Here is a 19,666-nt window from a genome sequence, read left to right on the forward strand (position 1 = left end):
GGCTAAAACGCTCAATCGCTCGTCCCGGCCGAGAAATCGCCTGTACGGCTTTCAATCCGGCTTCAATTTTGATGCCGTTCGGGTATTCTTCATCACAGGTCAGGTTTTGGGAAAGATCGGCGTGGCACTGACAGTGTCAGTCTCTTAGGTCTCCCGCCGTCAGGGCATTAATCGCCCATGACGAAAAAAACCGCAACCGCAATTTTCAGCCTCGCCGCAATCGCCGCTTCGAAGGGAAAGACCCCTCCGGAATGGGTCGAGCTGTTTCCGGCCGGTCCCGAGATCAAGGCGCGGGACGGCCGCAACTGGACGCTCCAGCCGCAGATCGTCGTTGAAGCCTTCAAGCTCAACGATGGCCCGCTCGCGATCGACTATGAGCATGGTCAGGCCCATCTCGCACCGCAGGGCATTGCCGCTCCGGCTGCTGGCTGGATCGTGCTTGTCGAGGAGCGCGACGGCGGTGTCTGGGGCAAGGTCGATTGGACGCCCAAGGCATCTGCGGCAATCATCGACAAGGAATACCGTTTCCTGTCTCCCGATTTCGATCACACGATTGATGGCCTGATTTTGCGCCTCAACGGTGCTGGCCTCGTAAACCGGCCCGCACTGGTCATGACGGCTTTGAGCCGTGTCTCACCTGAAGAAAAGGAAAATCCACCGATGTCCAAGGCAATTGCCAAGGCGCTCGGTCTTGCGGAGGATGCCGATGAAAAGGCGATCCTTGCGGCACTGACTGCGCGTCAGGATGAGCGTTCCGCCCTGTGCGGCCTGCTCAAGATCGAGACCGGCGCACCAGCCGAGGCGATCACCGCCGCCGTCACCAAGCTGCAGACAGAGACCGAAACGGCGCTTGCGTCCGTCAAGTCGAATACGTCTGTCGCCGAGGTCGCGGCCCTGAAGACCGATCTGGACCAGACCCGCACGGCACTTGCCGCGCTCCAGAAGAAGGACGCCGATCGCGAGATCGACGCCGCCCTCGATGCCGAGATCGCGGCCGGGAAAATCACCCCGGCATCCCGTGACGGCTATCGGGCAATGTGCGCCGAAAAAGGCGGGCTGGAGCGGTTCACGGCTCTTGCCGCGACCCTGCCGGTCATCTGCGCACCGTCCGATCTGGACAATCGCAACGTCAACACCCGGACCGCTGAAGATGACCGCGACCCTGTCGTGATCGCATCGCTTGCCCGCAAGTATCAGGACGATCAGGCCGCACTCGGCATCAGCGTCTCGATCTCCGAGGCCGTCCGCCATGTCGAGGAGACGAAGACGAAATGACGACGCCCATTCTCATCAAGTCTTTCCGCGTCGGCCTCGCCGCGATCGCCGGCTATCTCATCGTCAAGGCTGCAGCCGAAGGCAAGGTCGCCGCAGCGGCGGCTCCAACCGACCCGCTGATCGGCGCAGCCACCATGCTCGGTGCTCCGGCTGAAGGCATCCTTGATGTCGATCAGGCCGGTTGGTCCGAGGTTCGCTGCGGCGGCAACGTCTCCTTTGGTGACCCGCTGACCTCCAATGCCGACGCCAAGGCCGTCAAGGCCGTGCCGGTTGCCGGGTCCGTGGTGCGCATCATCGGCTTCGCGATGTCGGACGGCTCTGCCGACGATGTCATTCCCTATCAGGTCGCGCCCGGCGTTCTTTCCACGCCCGCCTAACTTCGAGGACGCTTTAAGTGAACACCACCAATAGACCCTTTCCGGTCTCGCCGACGCTGACGGCGATCTCCATCGGATATCGCAATCCGGCCGCCACGCTGATCTATGACCGCGTGCTGCCGGAAGTCGATGTCCTCGGCGACACCTTCAAATGGACCGAGTTCCCGCTCGGCGAAGCCTTCACCGTGCCGGAGCTGGAAGTCGGCCGCACCGGCCAGCCCGGCCGCATTGAGTTCACCGGCGAGGAGCGCGACAGCAGCGTCCGCAATTTCGGCCTTGATGATCCTATTCCCTATTCGGATATCAAGGAGGCCGAGAAGGCCCGGCGGGAGAAGCGGTCCACGATCGATCCCGAGGCGCTGGCGACGGAAGGTCTCACCAACCTTGTCCAGCTCGGCCGCGAGGTGCGTGCTGCCTCCGTGGTTCAGAACCCGGACAACTATGACGCTGCCCGCCGTCTGGTTCTGGCCGGGAACCAGCAGTTTTCCGACTTCGCCAACTCCGATCCTTATGCCGTGATTGATGAGGGCATGGACAAGACGCTGGTCTATCGCCCGAACACCATCGTCATGGGCCAGCCCGCATGGTCGAAGATCAAGCGGCATCCGAAGCTGATCAAGGCCGTCAAGGGCGGCCTGACCGAAGATGGCGCCATCACCAAACAGCAGTTTGCCGAACTCTTCGAAATCGACGTCAAGAACCTGCTGATCGGTGTCGCCCAGGTGAACCTCTCCCGCAAGGGTCAGCAGGTGAACCTCAGCCGCGTCTGGGGCAAGTCGGTCTCACTGCTCTACATCGATCCGACGAAAAAGCAGGCGGATGGCTCGGTCATCACGTGGGGCTTCACCGCCGCCAACGGCAAGCGCATCGCCGGTTCGATCGAGGACAAGGATATCGGCCTCGAAGGCGGCAAGCGCGTGCGTGTCGGCGAAAAGGTCCGCGAACTCGTCTGCGCCAAGAGCGTCGGCTACCTGATCCAGAACGCCGTCGCCTGATCGGCCTTCTCCCCTGAAACCATCATCGGCCCTGCGGGGCCGGTCGTGCAACCCGACCGGAGACAGTGACATGGGAACTCCCGAAGAAGAAAAGGCCAAAGCTGAAGCCGCTGCCAAAGCCAAGGCGGAGGCCGACGCAAAGGCGAAGGCCGAGGCGGAAGCGAAGAAAAAGGCCGAGGCCGAGGAAAAGGCCAAGGCGGAAGCTGCCGCGAAAGCCAAAGCGGAAGCCGACGCAAAGGCGAAGGCCGACGCTGAAGCGAAGGAAAAAGCCGAGGCCGAGGAAAAGGCCAAAGCCGAGGCGGAGGCGAAAGCCGCAGCTATTGCCGCCACGCCCGGCCCAAAGGCCAAACAGGAAATCCGCCTGCCCGGCAAGACATACGCACCGGGCGAACACCTGCCCGGCGACGTGGACGAGGCCGATCTCGCCACCTTCAGGGCGCTCGGCGCTATCTGATCCGCCTCCCAAGCGGCGCGACCAGCTCCCTCAGCAATCCGGCTGCGGGGGCATCTTCAACGGGTTTCTTCCATGGCATATGCAAGTCGCACCAATATCGAGGATTTGTGGGGTTCCGAGTTCATCGCGGACCTTATTCGCGAGGACGTGGACGCCGAGGTTGCCATCGCCCGCGCCGTCGAACAGGCCAGCGGCGAAATCGACACCCATCTTTCTGCCCGTTATGCCACGCCCATTCCCGGCACGCCGCAGGCGCTCGTCATGCCCTGCGTGAACATTGCCGTCTATTATCTGGCGATCCGCCACACCAGTCTCACCACCACGATCGAGGACCGCTACAAGCAGGCCGTCGAGCTGCTGAAGCGCATTGCCGATGGCAAGGCGGGTCTCGGCGCTGACGAACCGAAGGTGCCGACCGATGACGGCCTGTCATCCAGTGGCGCTGCATTCTATTCCGGGCCTCGTCTGTTCGGGCGGGATCGCCTGCCATGAGCGGTATCGTCACGGAACTTGTCGGTTACGAGGAGGCGATTCTCACCCTTGATGGGATTGAGAACGCGCCGCTCGGCGAATTGAACGAAGGCATCGGCCGTCTCGTGCAGGGCCAGATACGTCACCGTATCGAGGTCGAAAAGACCGAGCCGGACGGAACGCCGTGGGTTCGCAATAATCAGGGAACCAGCATCCTGTTTGCTTCAGGCGCTCTTTCCCGCTCGATCGACTATATCGCCGACGCCACCACCATCATGATCGGCTCCGGTCTGGTCTATGCCCGTATCCACCAGCTCGGCGGCATCATCAAGCCCAAGAACGGCAGTGCGCTGAAGTTCTGGTGGGTCTCCGGCGGCTTTGTCAATTTCGCCGTGGTCAAACAGGTCGAAATGCCCGCCCGGCCGTATCTCGGCATGTCCGTCGCCAACCAGAACGAAATGGTGGAAACCACAGAGGACTGGCTTTCCAGACTGGTGCAGCGATGAGCGGCCGTCTTATCACCTTCCGTGAATCGGTTCTGATTGAGATCAAGCGCATCCTGCCGAACATCAAATCGTGTGAGGCGCAGTTCGGTCGCTTCGACCTGTCGGAGCTGGAGCGCGAAATGATCCGTGCACCGGGCGTGCGCCTTGCGATCCTGCGCAGCCCGCTGGCATGGCAACCGAACGGACAGGCCGAGGCCGCATTGAACATGGTCGCCTTTGTCATCACCGAAGGTTCCAAGCGCGAGGAAGACGGCTGGAACATTGCCGAGGCGATCGGCACGCTTCTTCATCCGGGCCAGCTCTGGGGAATGACGAAGCTCACCGCGCCGTCTTCTGTCGTCATCCAGCCTATCATTTCGGCAGCCGTGAAACAGCGCGGCGTCGGCGTCATGTCGGTCGAGTGGAACCAGACGCTCCGCCAGCTCGGCGACGGGCTGTTCGGTCCTGACGGCGTCGTCATCTCCGAATTCGAGGTGAACGGCGAGCAGCTCGATATGCCGGAGGCCGGTCATGTCTGATGCCGATATCATCGTTCGCGAGTTTCGCGGCATCTACAAGAATATTGACGATCTCAATCGCCGCCTCGTGGCATCGCAGATGACCGGCCGTGTCGCCGAGATCGACGGCAGCCGCGTGCGGCTGGAACTGGCGGCGGTCGGTGCCAACGGCAAACCGTTCCTGTCGCCATGGGTGCAGGTGCAGGAGGCGGCCGGAGCCACCGGTACCAACATGCCCGTCGCGATCGGCGATCCCATGCGGCTGTTTTCGCCAAACGGCGAGATCGGCAGTCAATCGCTCGCGATCCGCGACAGCCACACCGACGACGCACAGAACCCGGCCGGGACGCCGAAGGAGCTGGCAATCACCTATGCCGGGTCCGCGATCCGCATGACGGCCGAGGGCCTGAAGCTTTCGCATGGCGGCTCCAGCATCACGCTTTCGCAAGACACCATTCACGCCCTTTCGGCCCGCCTGCGCCACAACGAAAAGAATGTCGGCGATAGCCACAACCACGGCGGCATCCGCAGGGGCGGCGAAAACACCTACGAACCGAACGAATAAAGGAGCTTTTAATGACCTCTAAAAAGACTTTCACCGTCACCGCCAAAGCCGGGATTTTTGTCGCGGGCGTCCGTTCGCCCGGCGTCGGCAAGCCCATCGAACTGACCGATGAACAGGCGGCCTATCCGCTGATCGCCGGTGAGATCGAGGAGCCGGGCAAGAAGACGGAAGCGCCTGCAGGTGAAACCGAAACCACGCCTGCAGCCAAAGCCAAGGCTGTGAAGGAGTAACCCATGCGGGCCGGTATCGACGCGAGGACAGGCAAGATGCTGCTCGGCTGGAACCATTGCGTCCAGTCGATCAGGAAGTGCCTGACGACACGGTTGGGAAGCCGTGTCCTTCGCCGTCATATCGGCTCGGTACTGCGCGAGCTGCAGGACGGCAACGCCGATGCCACAACCATTCTTGCAGCCTATCGGGCAATTGCCGATGCGCTCAATGATCCTGATGGTGGCGAACCCGGTTTCAGCCTGCAGAAGATCGAGCTGCTCGAATACAAGCGCACCGGCCGCTTCATTTTCATTCTGACGGGCGTCTGGTTCCCGCGTGGCCACCTCGGCGACTGGTCCGTCTACGAAACCGTCAATACGTCTTGGCCGGAGGCCGCATGAGCTTTCAGATTATCGACCTATCCCGCCTGCCGGTTCCCGACGCGATCGAGACATTGAGCGCCGAGGCGATGATTGCCGCGTTCAAGGCGCGCTTCCTTCAGGTCTGGGAAATCCAGCGTCAGCTTGATCCGACGCTGCCTGCCTATGAGACGCTCGATCTTGAAACCGACAGCGCCAACATCGTCGGTCAGGCTTGGACCTATCTGCGGCTTCTCGATCGCCAGCGCGTCAACGACGCTTTCCGTGCCTTGCTCGCGCCCTATGCCAAGGGTTCCGATCTGGAGGCGATCGCCGCCGACAATAACGTTGAGCGCCAGATCGTGACACCGGCGACCGCCAACACCGACGCCGTAATGGAGGGCGATGCGTCCTTGCTTCGCCGCTACCTGTTGTCGCTTGATGCGCCTGCCTCCGGTTCGCCCGGCCGTTACCTCTATGATGCATGGACGGCATGGCCGCAGACTGACGACAGGACACTCGGTCTTTGGGACGCCCGGATCAACGGTCGCGCTATCCACGGCCGTCGCGGCGATACCGATGTTGTGTTGATTGGACCCTTCGGCCGTGAGCCGACCTCGGCCGAACTCGCGACTGTGCGCGCCGCTGTTCTCGATCCAGACCGCACGCCGGAGGCTGTCAGCGTTTCCATCATGGCGGCGACCCGCAGGGAATATCAGGTGTCTCTGGTACTGGAGATCGTCGGGACCGGCCCGTCACCTGATCTGCTGAAGGCCGAGGCGGAAAAGCGTGTGACGGCCGCAGCGATCGAGCGAACCACCGTCGGCGGTGAAATTCCTGAAGGCCTCCTGTCCGGCGCTGCCTATGGCGGCAATATCGTGAAGGTGCGCGACCTCGCGCCGGTGGCGATCGAGCCTGATCCATATACCGTGCCGGTCATGACCGGGCTGACGGTGGTGACGGAGGTCCGGGCATGAGGGACGTTGCAGCGCTTCTTCCGTCCAATTCCGAGCCTTTTGAATACGCGCTTGCCGGTGGCATGTCCGATGACCTGGCTGTGCCTTTCGCTGACCTGATGGACCCGTACAAGACGGAAGCGCGGCTGTTGCCCTATCTCGCCGCGCACCATTCGGTTGACCTCTGGTACGACGATTGGAGCGAGGAGCGGAAGCGGGAAATGATCGCCCAATGTGCCGGGCGTTCTGTCCTCTATCCCGGCTCGCGGTTGGCGGCCCTGAAAGGCACGCTTGTCGGCCTGAAGCGCTATCTGGCTTTTGTCGACGCCGATATCATTGATCGCATCGCCCATCCAGCCCGGTTCACCTTCGGTCGCGCCGTCATCGGCCGCACGCCGATCGCGCACCAACCGTTCACGGCGCATTACCTCGTGCACGTCACGTTGCGCGCCCCGAAAAACCATTTTCAGATCGGCCGATCGGCTTTCGGCCGGGCCGCTCTTACATCCGTCGATCTTGAGCCGATCCGTCGCGCACAGCGTGCCATGGTCACCGCCAAGACGCCGGACACCCTCTACACCGTCAGCTTCGCATGGCGTCGACCGATCACCCTGCAGGACGCCGTCATGATCGACGGCAGCACTTCGCCGGGCGGTTATCGCCAGCGTCAATATCTTTGATACGAGGACCAGCCAATGCCCCGCGTTACTTTCTCGAATGCCGAAATCGCCGATCACACCGACTTTGAAAATGTCAGCCTGTTTGCCCAGCAGGATGTAGATGGCGTTTGGCGGGACGCGATCGGCTATCCAGCGCACTGGTCGCATTTTACCGTTGCCCGGAAGTCCGTGCAGGAGATCACCGTATCGCCCGGTCGCTATGTCGCCGGTGAAAAAGTCTATGCGCAGGCGGCTTCCAAAGACGTCAATCTTCAGCTTCAAATTCCGCCCGCAGCTTCTGACCAGCGCTGGGTGGCAATCCTGTTGCGCGGCGAAGAAATCACCGAAACCGCAAGCAGGCCTTTCGAAACATCGCAAGACCCGGAAACCTCGATCCCGGTCCAGCGCGTCACGCCTAAGACCGTGCGACGCATCGTTAATCTGATCGTGCAGGCTGGCGAGGCGAACCCGGTACCCGCAAAGCCGGTGGTGGCCGAGACCGACGCGTGCATCGCATTCGTCCTCCTGAAATCGACCGGTGTTGATGTCATCGAGCCGGGAAACGCCAGCCGCGTGAAGACGCTCTACGAGGTTGAGGGCCGCGTGACGGCGCTGGAAGTGAACCTCTCCGGTCTTTTTCTTCGTACCGAAACCATCGAGACGCAAATCACCAACATTGCCACCCGGCTGACGGATATCCCGCGTCCGGCGATCATCCGCCAGATGCAGCGCGATATCGGTGCCGCCAGACTGAAGGTCGATCTGCCTGACGAGGCCCGCGCTTATGTCTTTGACAATGGCCTCATTCCCGATCGGTGGGACTTGCAGCATGTCGACTGGCTGGCGCGAGTTGAGGAAGGCGTTCGCTTCGGCTTTGCTGCCATCACGCAGGCGCGTCTTGAAGTGCAGGCCGAAGATAATCCGCAGATCGCCTTCCGCACCCGTCGCATGGTTCCGGCCTTTGATGAGGTCGTGAAGATCGAGAACACCTCCCTCGACAGCACACTCAACATCTCGCAGCTCGTCCACACGCAAACGACTCTGACGCGGATGGAAGCTTCGCGCATTCGTCTGACCTATGGCCCAACGATGTGGGCATGCGAAAATCAGGCCGGGTGGGCTGGTCTGGGCGGCGACTCCCGCGTGGGCCAGATGCTGAACGTTGGTGGCGAGCAGTTCGAAGTTGTCGAGATCCGGGCGAACGGCGGTGTCGGTCACCAGACCTATGGCGTTCGCCAGATCCGCTACGAGATTTATAGCGAACCGTATTGGGAGTACGTCACCGAAAAAGTCGGGATGAATGGCTCGATCTACGCGCAATCGTTCCTTGTCGCCCAGCCGATGCTGATGACGTCTATCGACCTGCACTTTGCTCGTGTCGGATTGGATGGCGATGTCCACGTCGCCGTGGTCGAGGTTTCGACAGGAGGGACGCCGCTTTTCGACCGCGTGCTTGCGGTGAGCAAGATCGAACACAAGGACATGGCTGTCGGTTGGGTCAATTGCGTCATGCCCTATACGCTTTTGGAAAGCGGCAAGCGCTACGCCATCGTGACCGTGACGACCGGCGCACATGCGCTCTCGGTCTCCACCGGCAACAAATACACCGGCGGCACGCAATTTAACTGCACGGACGGCGTGTTCGCCCAAGGCTCTATGGATATCGACTTCTGCTTCAGGGTGAATGGAGCGCGATACCACAGCCCGCGCACCGTGGTACCGATGCAGGCACTCAATCTCGCTGACGGCATGACCCAGATTGACATGCTCTTCTCGGGATGGGTGCCGGGCGGCACGGCGCTTGTCTGGGAAATCCGGCCTTCGGGAACGACCGCGTGGGTCGAACTGGATGATGGCGACCCCGCCACCAATCCCCTCGTTGGCCTGCCGGCATCGGTGGAGCTTCGCCTCGTGATGGTCGGTACGGCTGATCTTCAGCCCATGATCCAGTTGGACGCGACCGCTGTCTCGCGTGTGGCGCGTAACCGCACCAACATGAAAGCGGTCAGCAAAGCTTTCGAATTCGGCATCTCGACCAGCGCGATCGTGACGCAATACACGCTGGATGCCTTTGACCCGGCTCATCACACCTTCACACCACGGATCATGGTCGGCAACAACGTGATCGCTCCTGGCACAACGGAAGTCACGATTGATCCGAGCAATCCAGCCCGACGAACGTTCCTTTCCACCTATTCGCTTGGTGCTGCCACGTCATCCGCCCGGATTCATTTTGCCGCCAACACCGACAACCCCGTCACCGTTCCGTTCCTTCAGGACGGTTTCATTTCCGCCCTTTAGCCCCGAGGCCTCCATGAAAGTCGACGAAAAGAAAACCTATGACGTCAAACTGACGCGGCCGGTAACGCTCGGACCCTTCCGGTATCGGCCACTCAACGAAATCGAAATGTCCGGCTCGGTTTTGAAAACCGTCATCGAGCAGGAAGGGGAGGATGTCATTGACTACGCCAACGCGCGATAATCGCTATCAGCTTCTCTCTTGGCCACCGACCGAGTTCACGGTTGACCTGTGGAATGCGGTGTTCGGCGATCTCGCCGATCGCATAACCAGCCGTGAGCAGTTGGAAGCTTCGTTCGAGACATTGAAGGCACAGGGCATACAGGCGTCACTGGATTATATTCAGATCAACGTTGCACCGCAGCTTGCGAACCTCAGAATTTCAATCGAACTGGCGCAGGAGCAAATCGATCAGATCATCATTGGCGGCAAGGCTCCTGACACACTTAAATTCGGCGGTCAACTGCCTGCCTATTATGCGACTGCGCTCGCATTGTCAGAAGGTCTCGCCGGAAAGGTGCCTTCCGCCCGCAAGGTGAACGGCAAGGAACTATCCGGCGATATTGTCTTGGATAAATCTGATGTTGGCCTTGGGAATGCCGACAACACCGCCGATGCGGATAAGCCGGTCAGCACTGCGCAAAAAGACGCCATTGAAGCCCGCATACCGTATTTTCAGAGCGGTGCGGCGCTACCTTCTACCGACATTGGCCCGATATGGCATGCTGATTATCGATCGGTCATGACATGGCAGGTGTTCAATGCCAACGGCGCGGCCTACGCGGGCTATGCGTCCGATATGGTGGGGTGCCCCTTTAAGGACGGCCAGCCGACCGCACGAGCGGGCTATGTCAAGCGGAATGGTGCATCGTTGTCCAAGACGGCCTATGCGGCGCTTTGGCATTGGGCCTTGCACAACGGGCGCGTTGTCGCACTCGGAAGTTGGGCAGCAGGCGCATTTGTTTTCGCCGATAATGGCGATGGCACCTTTAAGCTGCCGGATAACCGAGGGGAGTTTGAACGCAATTGGGATGACGGCAGAGGTGTCGATAGTGGTCGCGCACTTGGCTCATGGCAAGACAGCACCAACAAAACACACGTGCACACCGGAACTACGGATGCTTCCGGCGCACACGCCCACGGTATTCCGTCTCGCGTTTCCGACCAAAACCATAGGCATTTCAACAACCCCGGAACGGTTTCCGAAGGGGCTGAAGGTGGTGGCGTAGGGGGGGATGGAACCACGTACTCCGCTGGCAATCACGTCCACACCTTCACAACCGCCGCATCGGGAAGCGCAGAAGCGCGCCCGCGTAGTGTGTCGTTTAACGCCATCATCAAGTTTTGAGGCCATCCATGGAAATCTACAATTTTAATCCTGACGACGGCGTATATCTCGGCGTGTCGGTTGCCGATCCCGACCCTTTGAGCGATGGGGAATATCTCATTCCTGCATTTGCTACTATTCTTCGCCCTCCTGAAGAACGCGAAGGTTTTGTCTGGCGTTTTGTCGATGGGGCTTGGGGTTACTCTCCTGAAGGCGAGTATGAGACACCACCGGCAGAAGAACCCGTTGTGTCAGCCGCAATGGTCTCCAGCGAGCTGGATCGTCGGCTTGCTCTTGGTTTCGATTACAGTTTTGGCGACGAACGTGGCACCCATCATCTCGGTACCACGCCAACGGATATGAAACGCTGGACCGAAGAGGTCACACCGCTTTCTCAAGCCTATTTGAACATGGGTCAACCGGATGGACAAATCGGCATAAAGACGGAAACCGGGCCAGTTGCGGTGACGGCAACTGAATGGCAGCAAATCCTTCTCGCCGCCGGTGTCCATCGCCAGCCCATCTATCAGGCGTACTTTGCGCTGAAGGACATGGCCCCAATCCCGGCCGACTATGCCTCTGCGAGGTACTGGCCGTAGAAGCCAAGTAGACAGAAACGCTGAAATGGGTCATTGAATAGGTCTTGAATATCGCTTCAAGGCCCTTTCGGCCACCCGCTGTTACTGACAATGTCAGGCTCTCAGTAAATTTCAGTCGAACCTAGTTTGTCTCCAATTCGACCTTTGGAGACGGCTTATGGCACTCGATTTTAATCACGGCGTCCGCGTAATAGATGCTGGCAGCGAAAGCAGGCCGCTTGAGACGGCCGACAGCTCCGCGATCGGCGCGGCCGTCATTGCGCCGGACGCCTCAAACACGCTTTTCCCCTATGACGAGCCGGTGGCGTTCTACACCCACGAGGCCGACAAGGTGGCCGCACTCGGCACGACCGGCACCGCGATTGACATTATTAATGCGATCCGGGCGCAGGGGATCGAGGCGCAGTGCGTGTTTGTCCGTTGCGAGGCTGGCCAGACGCCGGAAGCCACCCGCGCCAAGTTGCAGGGTTCGGCCGCGTCGATGACGGGCGTTCATGCTCTTTCCTTTGCCCGTGGTCATGTCGGTGTCGAGCCGGGTCTCGTGATCGCACCGGGCTATTCTTCAGGTCGCGTCGAGGATGCCAAGAACCCGCTCGCTGATGCGCTGGAGCAGGTGTCCGAAAAGCTGAAGGCTATCGCAATTCTCGATACTGGCGGCCCGGACGCGGCCACGAGCCTCGCGTTCCGCGCAGATTTCTCTTCGCGCTACACTTATCTGGTCGACCCGTTTGTGCGTGTCGCTTCCGGTGCGACGATCGTCACCAAGCCCGCTTCTCCCTTTGCGGCCGCCATGTTCGTGAAGCGCGACAAGAAAAAGGGCGGTGCCTACTGGTCGCCGTCGAACCAAGAGGTCAAGGGCGTCCTCGGCACGGCACGGCCAATCACCTATTTCGACGGCGAAATCGATCACGAGGCGAACCTCCTCAACCAGAACGGCATTGCCACTTTTATTCCGTCCCGGCTTTCGCAGGGTGCCAACGGCCAGTTCGCGCCGAACGGTCGCATTCTGTGGGGCAACCGCACCGCTTCCACAGACACCCTCTGGCAGTTCGTCAACGTGGTCCGTACCCGCGCCACCATCGAGAAAGCCATCATCAATGGGTTCCGGCCGTGGGCCAATGACGAGAACCTGACGGCGCAGCATGTCATCGCCGTGATGCGCAGCCTTCAGGACCTGCTCGACAGCATGCAGGCGGTTGGCGCCATCCTTGGTGGCCGCGTCTATTGGGATCGGGCAATGAACGGCAATGCGAACCTGCGCCTCGGCAAGCTCCGCGTCGAGTTCGATGCTGAAGAGACGCCGCCGCTGGAAGACCTGATCTTCGGCTCGCGCCGCAACGAGGCTTATTTCGACACCCTCGCCAACGAAATCCAGCGCCGTGTGACTGCCGAGTTCGGCGGCACGATCGCCGATTATCTCTCCGCCGCATAAGGGGCCACCATGACTCTGCGTATCATTCGGGGCTTCACGCTCAACGTCAACGACAACGTCAATCTGGCGCTCGACATCGAGACGCTGAAGCTTCCAGCGCTGGAGGAAATCACCGAGACCTTCCAGCCGGGCGGCTCGGACATGGAGCTGGATATCACCGGCCTCGGCATCAAGGCGCTCACCATGCCGTTCAAGCTGAAGAGCCACACGCCGGAAACGCTTGCCCTGTTCGGCGGGCCTGCCGGTGTCCGCCAGAACTGGACCGGCAAGAAGCTGGTGATTTCCGAGGAAGACGGCACGGAGCATGAGCATTCGATCGATGTGACCGGCCGTCTGTCCAAGGTCGAGGGCGAGGCGATGGCTGGCGGCAAGGCCACCGGCTACGACCACGAGATTAAGTCGATCTGGTCTTACACCGAATATTGGGACGGTCGCGTGATGCACCGTTTCAGCTTCAAAAAGGGCGGATGGGACATCTGGAACTATCAGGCCATCAATTCCACCCGCCGCTCCATCCTGTTTTCGTAAGGTCTCGCCATGTCGCTCGTTCAACAAGTCAAAATCCCGCTCACGGTCCCGGTTCCTGTCAAGGATGCTGACGGCAAAGAGGCCAAGCGGGACAGTTTCACGATGTTCCGGCCGAACGTCGCTCACGCCAAGCAGCTCGCTGTGCTGATTGGCCCGAAGCTCGCCTCGCAACTGATGAGCGACGGCAAGGCGAATATCGATGATGTCGACATCGGCGGGCTTATTACCGAACTTTCCAGCACGCTGTTGACCACGGATGGTCTCGACAGCCTGACCGGGATCGTCGCCTCGATGTCGCGGGAGGAGTCTGCTTTCATTGACCAGCTCGACTGGCTCGATCTCGTCTCGGTCGGCAAGGCGTTGCTTGATTTTTTTCCGGCACTCCGGTCCCTCGGGCGTTCGAATACGCAGCCGACCTAGCGGCCGTCTACAAATTCCAGCCCTCGGAAATCGCACAGATGCCTTGGCTGGACGCTCTCTCCTATCGCGCAGAACTTCCCCGTTTGACCGGAACCGCCCAAAGGACCGAATGACATGGATATCTCTTTTGTCATTCGGCTGATCGACCAACTGACCGGACCCGCCAAAAAGGTGAAGTCCGGCCTTCTTGATTTGGGCCAAGCCGCTAAGCAGGGCTTCTCCGGCGCGATCAAGGACGGCTTTACCGTCGAGAATATCGAGACCGCTACCAGAAACGCCGAGGCGGCGCTGCGCGATGCTCGCGGCCGCATGCTTGGCGCGTTTGGGCAGGCCATGACGCTTGCCGCGCCGATCTTCAAGGGCGCGAATTTTCAGGATGCCTTTATCGACTTCGCCAACGTCGCGGAAATCCCGGTCGACCGCATGGGCGAGATCGAGGCGCGGCTGATCGCGCAGACCCGCACCACCGGAAAGAACAAGACCGAGCTGCTGCAAATCCTTGCCACCTATGTCGGCAAGGGCATGGACCTTGACGAGAGCCTTGCGGCGATCGAGGCGACCGGCCGGGCATCGACTGCCACCAAGGCGGAAGTCGGCGACATGGGCAATGCCGGTTACGCCGTCATGGATAACCTGAAGGTTGCCGCGACCGATCTTGCCAAGGCATTCGATGTCATGGCGTCGACCGGCAAGTCCGGCTCATTCGAGCTGAAGGACATGGCGCGCAATTTCCCCGAACTGACCGCCAACGCCTCGGCGCTGAAGATGCAGGGCGTCCCGGCTGTGGCATCGCTCGCCGCCGCGCTCCAGATCGCCATGAAGTCGGCAGGTTCTGCCGATCAGGCCGCAAACAACATGTCGAATTTTCTTGGGAAGATCACTTCGCCGGACACGGTGAAGAACTTCAAGAAAATGGGTATCGACATCGAGAAGGAGATGAAGACGGCGGCTGCGAATGGCACCGATCCGTTGCTGCATTCGCTTGAGCTGATCAAAAAGGCGACGGGCGGCGACCAGTACAAGATGGGCGAGCTATTCGCCGACAAGCAGGTTCTCGATTTCCTTCGCGCCCTGATCCCCAATCTGGAGGATTACAAGCGCATTCGTGACGAGGCCGGTGCAGCCAGCGGCGTCATCGACAAGGATTTCGTCAACGTCATGTCTGGCCTGAAAACCCAGATCAAGGGCCTCGTTACCGAGGTCGATAACCTGTTTTCTGCAGGCGGCGCATTGCTGCCCGTGGTGCAGGATATTGTCCTTCGCGGCACGGCAATCGTGCGGATGGTCAACGACTGGACCACGGCGAACCCTGAGTTGACAGCGACGATCGTGAAAATCACGGCCGGGCTGCTGGCTGCGTCGGTCGCCATGCGCGTGGCTTCCTACGCCTTCGCCGCCATGCGGCTGTCCGCGATCGGCTTCACCTCGACCTTTCTGCGGTTTCAGGATGGCAGGAACATCGCCACCGGCTGGCGCATCATCGCCGGTGCATGGCGGTTTGCGGCGGGCAGCGCGTCGGCGCTCGGCTCGGCGCTTCTGCCAGTCGCGGGCCGGATTCCGATGCTGCGAAACGCGATCGCCGGTCTCTCCTTCATCTCGGCCGCGAGCGGCGGCGGGCTTGCCGGTTCACTGTCGGCCGTCACGGCCGCACTGACCGCGTTCGCCTCTGGGCTTGCAGGCATCGTCGCCGGGATCACAGCGCCGGTGTGGGCGATCGCGGCCGTTCTGGCGGGAGCCGGGTTTGCGGTCTGGAAATATTGGGATCGCATTTCGTCATTCGCGTCCGGTTTCGCAGGGCCGATTGTCGCCTTCTTCAATACCGGCGTCGAGGGTGTCACGAAAGCGCTGTCGCTCCTTGTGGACCGTATCGGCACGGCGCTCAACATTGATCCCGCTTCGATCGCAGCGTTCAAAGCCTCCATGGCGAAGATGTTCGATTTCGGCGCGATGGTCGAGGCGGCGAAGGAGAAGCTCAGCGAGATATGGAAGGCGATCACGTCTTTCTTCTCACAGGAGAAGCTCTCTGACGCTGACAAGGAGGCGATGCGCGCTGCCGGTGCAGCGCTCGGAGACGCCGTTGTCGATGGTTTTAAAAATGCTTTTGAAGCGCTCTATGGCTGGCTGGCTGGTGTGCCAGGGCGAATTCGTGATGCCATTGGTAGTATCGATCTCACCGGACTTTTCAAGTGGCCTGCAATATTGGGCGGTAGCGACAATATGCCCGCTGCGCAGCCATACCAGCCGCAACAAACCGGAGCCGCAACACCCGCTGCTGGCAACACGACCTCCAACGTCACCACCGTCAACCAGAATGTGACGCAGAACATTTCGTCACCTGATCCCAAGGCTGCTGGCGATGCCGCTGCTTCAAAATTGGGAGCGGCAATCAATTCTGTGAAATCCGGCATGTACAATGACGGAGCATATTGATGAGTTCTGCTCTTCTCGCACTTGGCTCCCACATTTTCCAGATCGACCGGCTGAACTATCAGCAGTTCGCCCGGTCAACGGAAGCAAAGTGGGCATCTATACCGCGCTTTGGCACCTATCCCGGCCGCCAGTTCGTCGGTTACGGTGATGACACCATCACGATCTCAGGGCTGCTGTTTCCAGACGAGTTCGGCGACAGGGCGGATTTCGAGGCCGTGCGTACGACACAACGCGCCGCCAATCCCGTCATGCTAATCGGCTGGGCCGATACCAGCTCAACCGTGGCCACGATCTACGGCCGCGTTGTGATCCTGTTCGTTGATGATGAGCAGTCAGCCATCAACAGGGCAGGCCTCGGACGCAAAGTGAGCTACACGATCGAAGTTGCGCCCTTCCATGATGGCGGCAAGCCTGTGGGGCTGTTCCTATGAGCGCCACCATTATCCCGGCCGAAACCCGCGTCATCGAACTGGAAGACCTGAGTATTGACCTCGTGTGCTTTGAGCACGCCTTCAAGGCTCTCAATGATCGGCGCGTGGCGGGCAAACTGGATGGTTATGTCGAGGCGACCCTCGAAGCCAATCCGAGTATCGCCGATCGCGGCCTCCTCCTTCCGCTGGGAAGCACAATCATTCTGCCGGAGTTCACGATCCGCGCTACTTCCAAGTCCGGTGTGAGGCTTTGGGATTGATGCGACACAAACCGTTCATCGAATGCTTTGTCGGCGGAAAGGCCGTTGCGCCGGGCTTTTATGACCGCCTGTCAACGGCGACGGTCACGGATAATGCCGGTCAGGAAGCCGACCGCATTGAGCTAGTCTTCGATGATTCCGGCAATGCGATCCAGATGCCGGAGAAGGGGGCAAAGCTCTCCGTGTCATTCGGCTACAAGGAATTCGGCTCGTGGGTCATGGGCGAATTCACAGTCGAGAAAAACAGGATCAGCTTCGGGCAGGACGGCGACAAACTGACCATTTCCGGCCACTCGTCCGACATGCGCGAGGACGTTAAAGAGCAAGGTTCTGAACACTTTGATCAGACGACGATCGGCGATGTGGTCGAGCAGCTCGCCAAGCGGCACGGCTATGACGCAAAGGTCAGTCCCGAGCTGGCGGCGAAGCAAATCGAGTACATAGCTCGCGTCGGCCAAAGCCCGGTTGACTTCCTGATACGGCTTGCAGATCGCAACCGGGCGCTCTTTTCGATCAAGGGCAACAAGTTCCTGTTCCTGTCTCGGGGCATCCTGCCAACGATCACGATCGACAAGAGCGAGTGCGAGAGCGGCGATTTCGAGATCGAACCCCGCACCAAATTCGGCACCGTTGAGGCCTCGTACTTTGACCGCGCATCCGGCAAGACGGAAACCGTTTCGCATTCAACCGGACTGAAGGGGCCAGTGCGTCTACTGCGCACCGTCTATGCCAACAAGGCCGAGGCGGAAGCTGCGGCGGGTTCCGAGGGCGACAAGCTCGGCCGTGCGACCGGCTCAGGCAACCTCGTGATGTTCGGCCGACCGGAGTTGATGGCCGATACGCCTTTGAACCTCACGGGGTTTCGAGCCGAGGCAAACGGCGCATGGCGCGCCGGAACTGTTACCCAGACCTTCGCCGCCGACAGCTACAAAACCAGTGTCGCGGTCGAAGCGCCGGAGAGTGGCAAGGAATAACAGGAGAATAAGATTTTGGCCTGCCGGTGGACCGGGTGGCCGGGGTGATTCTACGCACCCCAAGCGACGGGCCAAAGTTTGGCGACCTAACCCGTCAGACAGCGACATTCGATAACTGTCACACCCGTACCCTGCAGGGCGGATTTGCTGTGACTGAGTCGAGAGATATTTGAAATGGTGAATCTGACGCCGGTGGCTCCGGCCACCCCCGCCGCTCCTTATATCGGTGGAAAACGTGTTCTGGCGAAAGCCATCATCGCTCGCATCAACGAGACACCACACGAAAGCTACGCGGAGGCGTTCGTGGGCATGGGTGGTGTCTTCCTTCGGCGAAACCTCCAGCCGCGCATGGAGGTCATCAACGACATCAGCGGTGATGTCGCCAACCTCTTCAGGATACTGCAGCGGCACTATCCGCAGTTCATGGAGACGCTCCGATATCAGGTTACGAGCCGTCGCGAGTTTGACCGCCTGTCTCGTGTCGACCCCACGACCTTGACCGATCTGGAGCGTGCGGCGCGGTTCCTTTATCTCCAGCGGACGGCGTTCGGCGGTAAAGTCGCCGGGCAGAATTTCGGCGTTACGATGCAAGGCGCTCGTTTCAATCTCCTGAAGCTTGCCCCGCAACTGGAGGCGATCCACGAACGGATGGCAGGCGTCGTCATCGAGCAGCTTCCTTGGCGGCGTTTCATCGAGCGCTATGATCGGCCGGGAATGTTGTTCTATCTCGATCCACCTTACTTCGGAAACGAGACAGACTACGGCTCTGATGTGTTCAGTCGGGAGGAGTTCGCTGAAATGGCGGCTGTTCTCAGGCAGATTAAAGGCCGCTTCATACTGTCTTTAAATGCCGTTCAAGGCGTCTTCGAAACCTTCAAGGAATTTCGAATTGAAGAAGTGGACTGCACCTATTCCATACAGGGAGCTGGAAACAGTAAGGCGGTGAAAGAGGTTGTCATCTCCGGGCCGCCCCTTTGAATTTGCGCACCGCTCGAATTCATGCTTCAAAGCCCTCTATCATATCTAGGGGGCTTAGAGCTTTATGATGAAACACTTCGCTGTTTTTCTGATGACCACTGTCTTGGCTACAAACGCTCAATCAGCCGAGGAGCCGGTGCAGGGTGCCAAAACTTGGAGCTATTCGTGTGTAAAGGTCACGGAGCTGGAAAACTTCAAAGCTGAAGGCCCCTCATTCAAAATCAACAATCTCAGCGTGATTGAGAAAAAAGCATTCACGGCAAAACCACTGACGCAGCTGGTGGTTACGTTCTCCGTTGTCAATAGAAGCAACGAGAATGCCTACCTATCGGCAGACGTGTTGGCGCTTGGCAAGGATAGCTTGCCCCTAGCGGCACTGAGCGCAAACCCTCCATTTGACCTCATCGCACCGGGCAGTACTGATACCGTGAAAGGCGACACCTTTGTGCAGGCCGGAACCTTGGCCAAAGCCGATCTCATTTGCTACCGTTTTGGCGGCACTGCACTACCTGAAACTGTTGCCAACTGATATTGCGCTTCGCGCCATTCGATTTTGCGCGCTACACTTGAGGGGCCTTGCGACCTCTCTCTTCCGTCATCCTCGGGCTTGACCCGAGGATCCATCCCCGTGCAACCATGGATCCTCGGGTCAAGCCCGAGGATG

The 19,666-nt window shown here is 59.9% G+C and carries 25 protein-coding genes; all 25 read left to right on the forward strand.

The window, feature by feature from the left end; translation table 11 throughout:
* Window positions 1-177 precede the first annotated feature (177 nt).
* Window positions 178-1,275, forward strand: a complete 1,098-nt coding sequence (locus N5D22_RS09270) for a phage protease (RefSeq protein WP_279656148.1) — start codon at window positions 178-180, stop codon at window positions 1,273-1,275.
* Window positions 1,272-1,652, forward strand: a complete 381-nt coding sequence (locus tag N5D22_RS09275; protein ID WP_271045426.1) for a hypothetical protein — start codon at window positions 1,272-1,274, stop codon at window positions 1,650-1,652. The genes N5D22_RS09270 and N5D22_RS09275 overlap by 4 nt, the downstream gene beginning before the upstream one ends.
* A gap of 17 nt (window positions 1,653-1,669) precedes the next feature.
* Window positions 1,670-2,647, forward strand: a complete 978-nt coding sequence (locus N5D22_RS09280; RefSeq protein WP_271045425.1) for a capsid protein — start codon at window positions 1,670-1,672, stop codon at window positions 2,645-2,647.
* 70 nt (window positions 2,648-2,717) lie between these two features.
* Window positions 2,718-3,101 carry a hypothetical protein gene (locus N5D22_RS09285; protein ID WP_271045424.1) on the forward strand — a complete coding sequence of 128 codons (384 nt, stop codon included), beginning with the start codon at window positions 2,718-2,720 and terminating at the stop codon, window positions 3,099-3,101.
* A gap of 72 nt (window positions 3,102-3,173) precedes the next feature.
* On the forward strand, window positions 3,174-3,593 hold the full coding sequence (locus N5D22_RS09290; protein ID WP_052817227.1) for a DUF1320 domain-containing protein: 420 nt from the start codon (window positions 3,174-3,176) through the stop codon (window positions 3,591-3,593).
* A complete protein-coding gene (locus N5D22_RS09295; RefSeq protein WP_269699224.1) occupies window positions 3,590-4,078 on the forward strand; it encodes a phage virion morphogenesis protein in 489 nt (162 codons plus the stop codon). Before N5D22_RS09290 ends, N5D22_RS09295 begins: the two co-directional genes overlap by 4 nt.
* Complete coding sequence (locus tag N5D22_RS09300; protein ID WP_271045423.1) at window positions 4,075-4,596, forward strand: hypothetical protein; 522 nt, start codon at window positions 4,075-4,077, stop codon at window positions 4,594-4,596. The genes N5D22_RS09295 and N5D22_RS09300 overlap by 4 nt, the downstream gene beginning before the upstream one ends.
* On the forward strand, window positions 4,589-5,140 hold the full coding sequence (locus tag N5D22_RS09305) for a phage baseplate protein (protein WP_271045422.1): 552 nt from the start codon (window positions 4,589-4,591) through the stop codon (window positions 5,138-5,140). The genes N5D22_RS09300 and N5D22_RS09305 overlap by 8 nt, the downstream gene beginning before the upstream one ends.
* Window positions 5,141-5,151: 11 nt before the next feature.
* Window positions 5,152-5,370, forward strand: coding sequence for a hypothetical protein (locus N5D22_RS09310; protein WP_271045421.1), 219 nt, complete (start codon window positions 5,152-5,154; stop codon window positions 5,368-5,370).
* A 3-nt stretch (window positions 5,371-5,373) separates the two neighbouring features.
* Complete coding sequence (locus N5D22_RS09315; RefSeq protein ID WP_099087248.1) at window positions 5,374-5,751, forward strand: baseplate assembly protein; 378 nt, start codon at window positions 5,374-5,376, stop codon at window positions 5,749-5,751.
* Entirely contained in the window at window positions 5,748-6,686 is a 939-nt protein-coding gene (locus N5D22_RS09320) for a baseplate J/gp47 family protein (protein ID WP_271045420.1), read from the forward strand. Before N5D22_RS09315 ends, N5D22_RS09320 begins: the two co-directional genes overlap by 4 nt.
* Window positions 6,683-7,345: a phage tail protein I gene (locus tag N5D22_RS09325; RefSeq protein WP_271045419.1), complete on the forward strand. Its 663-nt coding sequence runs from the start codon at window positions 6,683-6,685 to the stop codon at window positions 7,343-7,345. Before N5D22_RS09320 ends, N5D22_RS09325 begins: the two co-directional genes overlap by 4 nt.
* Window positions 7,346-7,360: 15 nt before the next feature.
* Window positions 7,361-9,625: a hypothetical protein gene (locus tag N5D22_RS09330; protein WP_271045418.1), complete on the forward strand. Its 2,265-nt coding sequence runs from the start codon at window positions 7,361-7,363 to the stop codon at window positions 9,623-9,625.
* Window positions 9,626-9,638: 13 nt separating this feature from the next.
* Window positions 9,639-9,806 carry a hypothetical protein gene (locus tag N5D22_RS09335; RefSeq protein ID WP_271045417.1) on the forward strand — a complete coding sequence of 56 codons (168 nt, stop codon included), beginning with the start codon at window positions 9,639-9,641 and terminating at the stop codon, window positions 9,804-9,806.
* Entirely contained in the window at window positions 9,778-10,971 is a 1,194-nt protein-coding gene (locus N5D22_RS09340; protein WP_271045416.1) for a hypothetical protein, read from the forward strand. Before N5D22_RS09335 ends, N5D22_RS09340 begins: the two co-directional genes overlap by 29 nt.
* A gap of 8 nt (window positions 10,972-10,979) precedes the next feature.
* The gene (locus N5D22_RS09345; RefSeq protein WP_271045415.1) at window positions 10,980-11,549 is read left to right on the forward strand and encodes a hypothetical protein; all 570 of its coding nucleotides are present in this window, start codon (window positions 10,980-10,982) and stop codon (window positions 11,547-11,549) included.
* 157 nt (window positions 11,550-11,706) lie between these two features.
* Window positions 11,707-12,981: a phage tail sheath subtilisin-like domain-containing protein gene (locus tag N5D22_RS09350; RefSeq protein WP_271045414.1), complete on the forward strand. Its 1,275-nt coding sequence runs from the start codon at window positions 11,707-11,709 to the stop codon at window positions 12,979-12,981.
* A gap of 9 nt (window positions 12,982-12,990) precedes the next feature.
* Entirely contained in the window at window positions 12,991-13,509 is a 519-nt protein-coding gene (locus N5D22_RS09355) for a phage major tail tube protein (RefSeq protein ID WP_269699237.1), read from the forward strand.
* A gap of 102 nt (window positions 13,510-13,611) precedes the next feature.
* Window positions 13,612-13,929 carry a hypothetical protein gene (locus N5D22_RS09360; protein WP_271045413.1) on the forward strand — a complete coding sequence of 106 codons (318 nt, stop codon included), beginning with the start codon at window positions 13,612-13,614 and terminating at the stop codon, window positions 13,927-13,929.
* A 114-nt stretch (window positions 13,930-14,043) separates the two neighbouring features.
* Complete coding sequence (locus N5D22_RS09365) at window positions 14,044-16,359, forward strand: phage tail tape measure protein (protein WP_271045412.1); 2,316 nt, start codon at window positions 14,044-14,046, stop codon at window positions 16,357-16,359.
* Window positions 16,359-16,790 (forward strand): phage tail protein, encoded by a 432-nt coding sequence (locus tag N5D22_RS09370; protein ID WP_271045411.1) that lies wholly within the window; start codon window positions 16,359-16,361, stop codon window positions 16,788-16,790. Before N5D22_RS09365 ends, N5D22_RS09370 begins: the two co-directional genes overlap by 1 nt.
* Complete coding sequence (locus tag N5D22_RS09375) at window positions 16,787-17,050, forward strand: tail protein X (protein WP_271045410.1); 264 nt, start codon at window positions 16,787-16,789, stop codon at window positions 17,048-17,050. The genes N5D22_RS09370 and N5D22_RS09375 overlap by 4 nt, the downstream gene beginning before the upstream one ends.
* Window positions 17,050-18,024, forward strand: coding sequence for a late control protein (locus N5D22_RS09380; RefSeq protein ID WP_333779995.1), 975 nt, complete (start codon window positions 17,050-17,052; stop codon window positions 18,022-18,024). The genes N5D22_RS09375 and N5D22_RS09380 overlap by 1 nt, the downstream gene beginning before the upstream one ends.
* 174 nt (window positions 18,025-18,198) lie before the next feature.
* On the forward strand, window positions 18,199-19,002 hold the full coding sequence (locus tag N5D22_RS09385) for a DNA adenine methylase (protein WP_271045408.1): 804 nt from the start codon (window positions 18,199-18,201) through the stop codon (window positions 19,000-19,002).
* 64 nt (window positions 19,003-19,066) lie between these two features.
* Window positions 19,067-19,531, forward strand: coding sequence for a hypothetical protein (locus N5D22_RS09390; RefSeq protein ID WP_271045407.1), 465 nt, complete (start codon window positions 19,067-19,069; stop codon window positions 19,529-19,531).
* Window positions 19,532-19,666 lie beyond the last annotated feature (135 nt).

Source organism: Agrobacterium sp. GD03872, from assembly GCF_029840625.1.
In the GTDB taxonomy this organism is placed as follows: Bacteria; Pseudomonadota; Alphaproteobacteria; order Rhizobiales; family Rhizobiaceae; genus Agrobacterium; species Agrobacterium fabrum_A.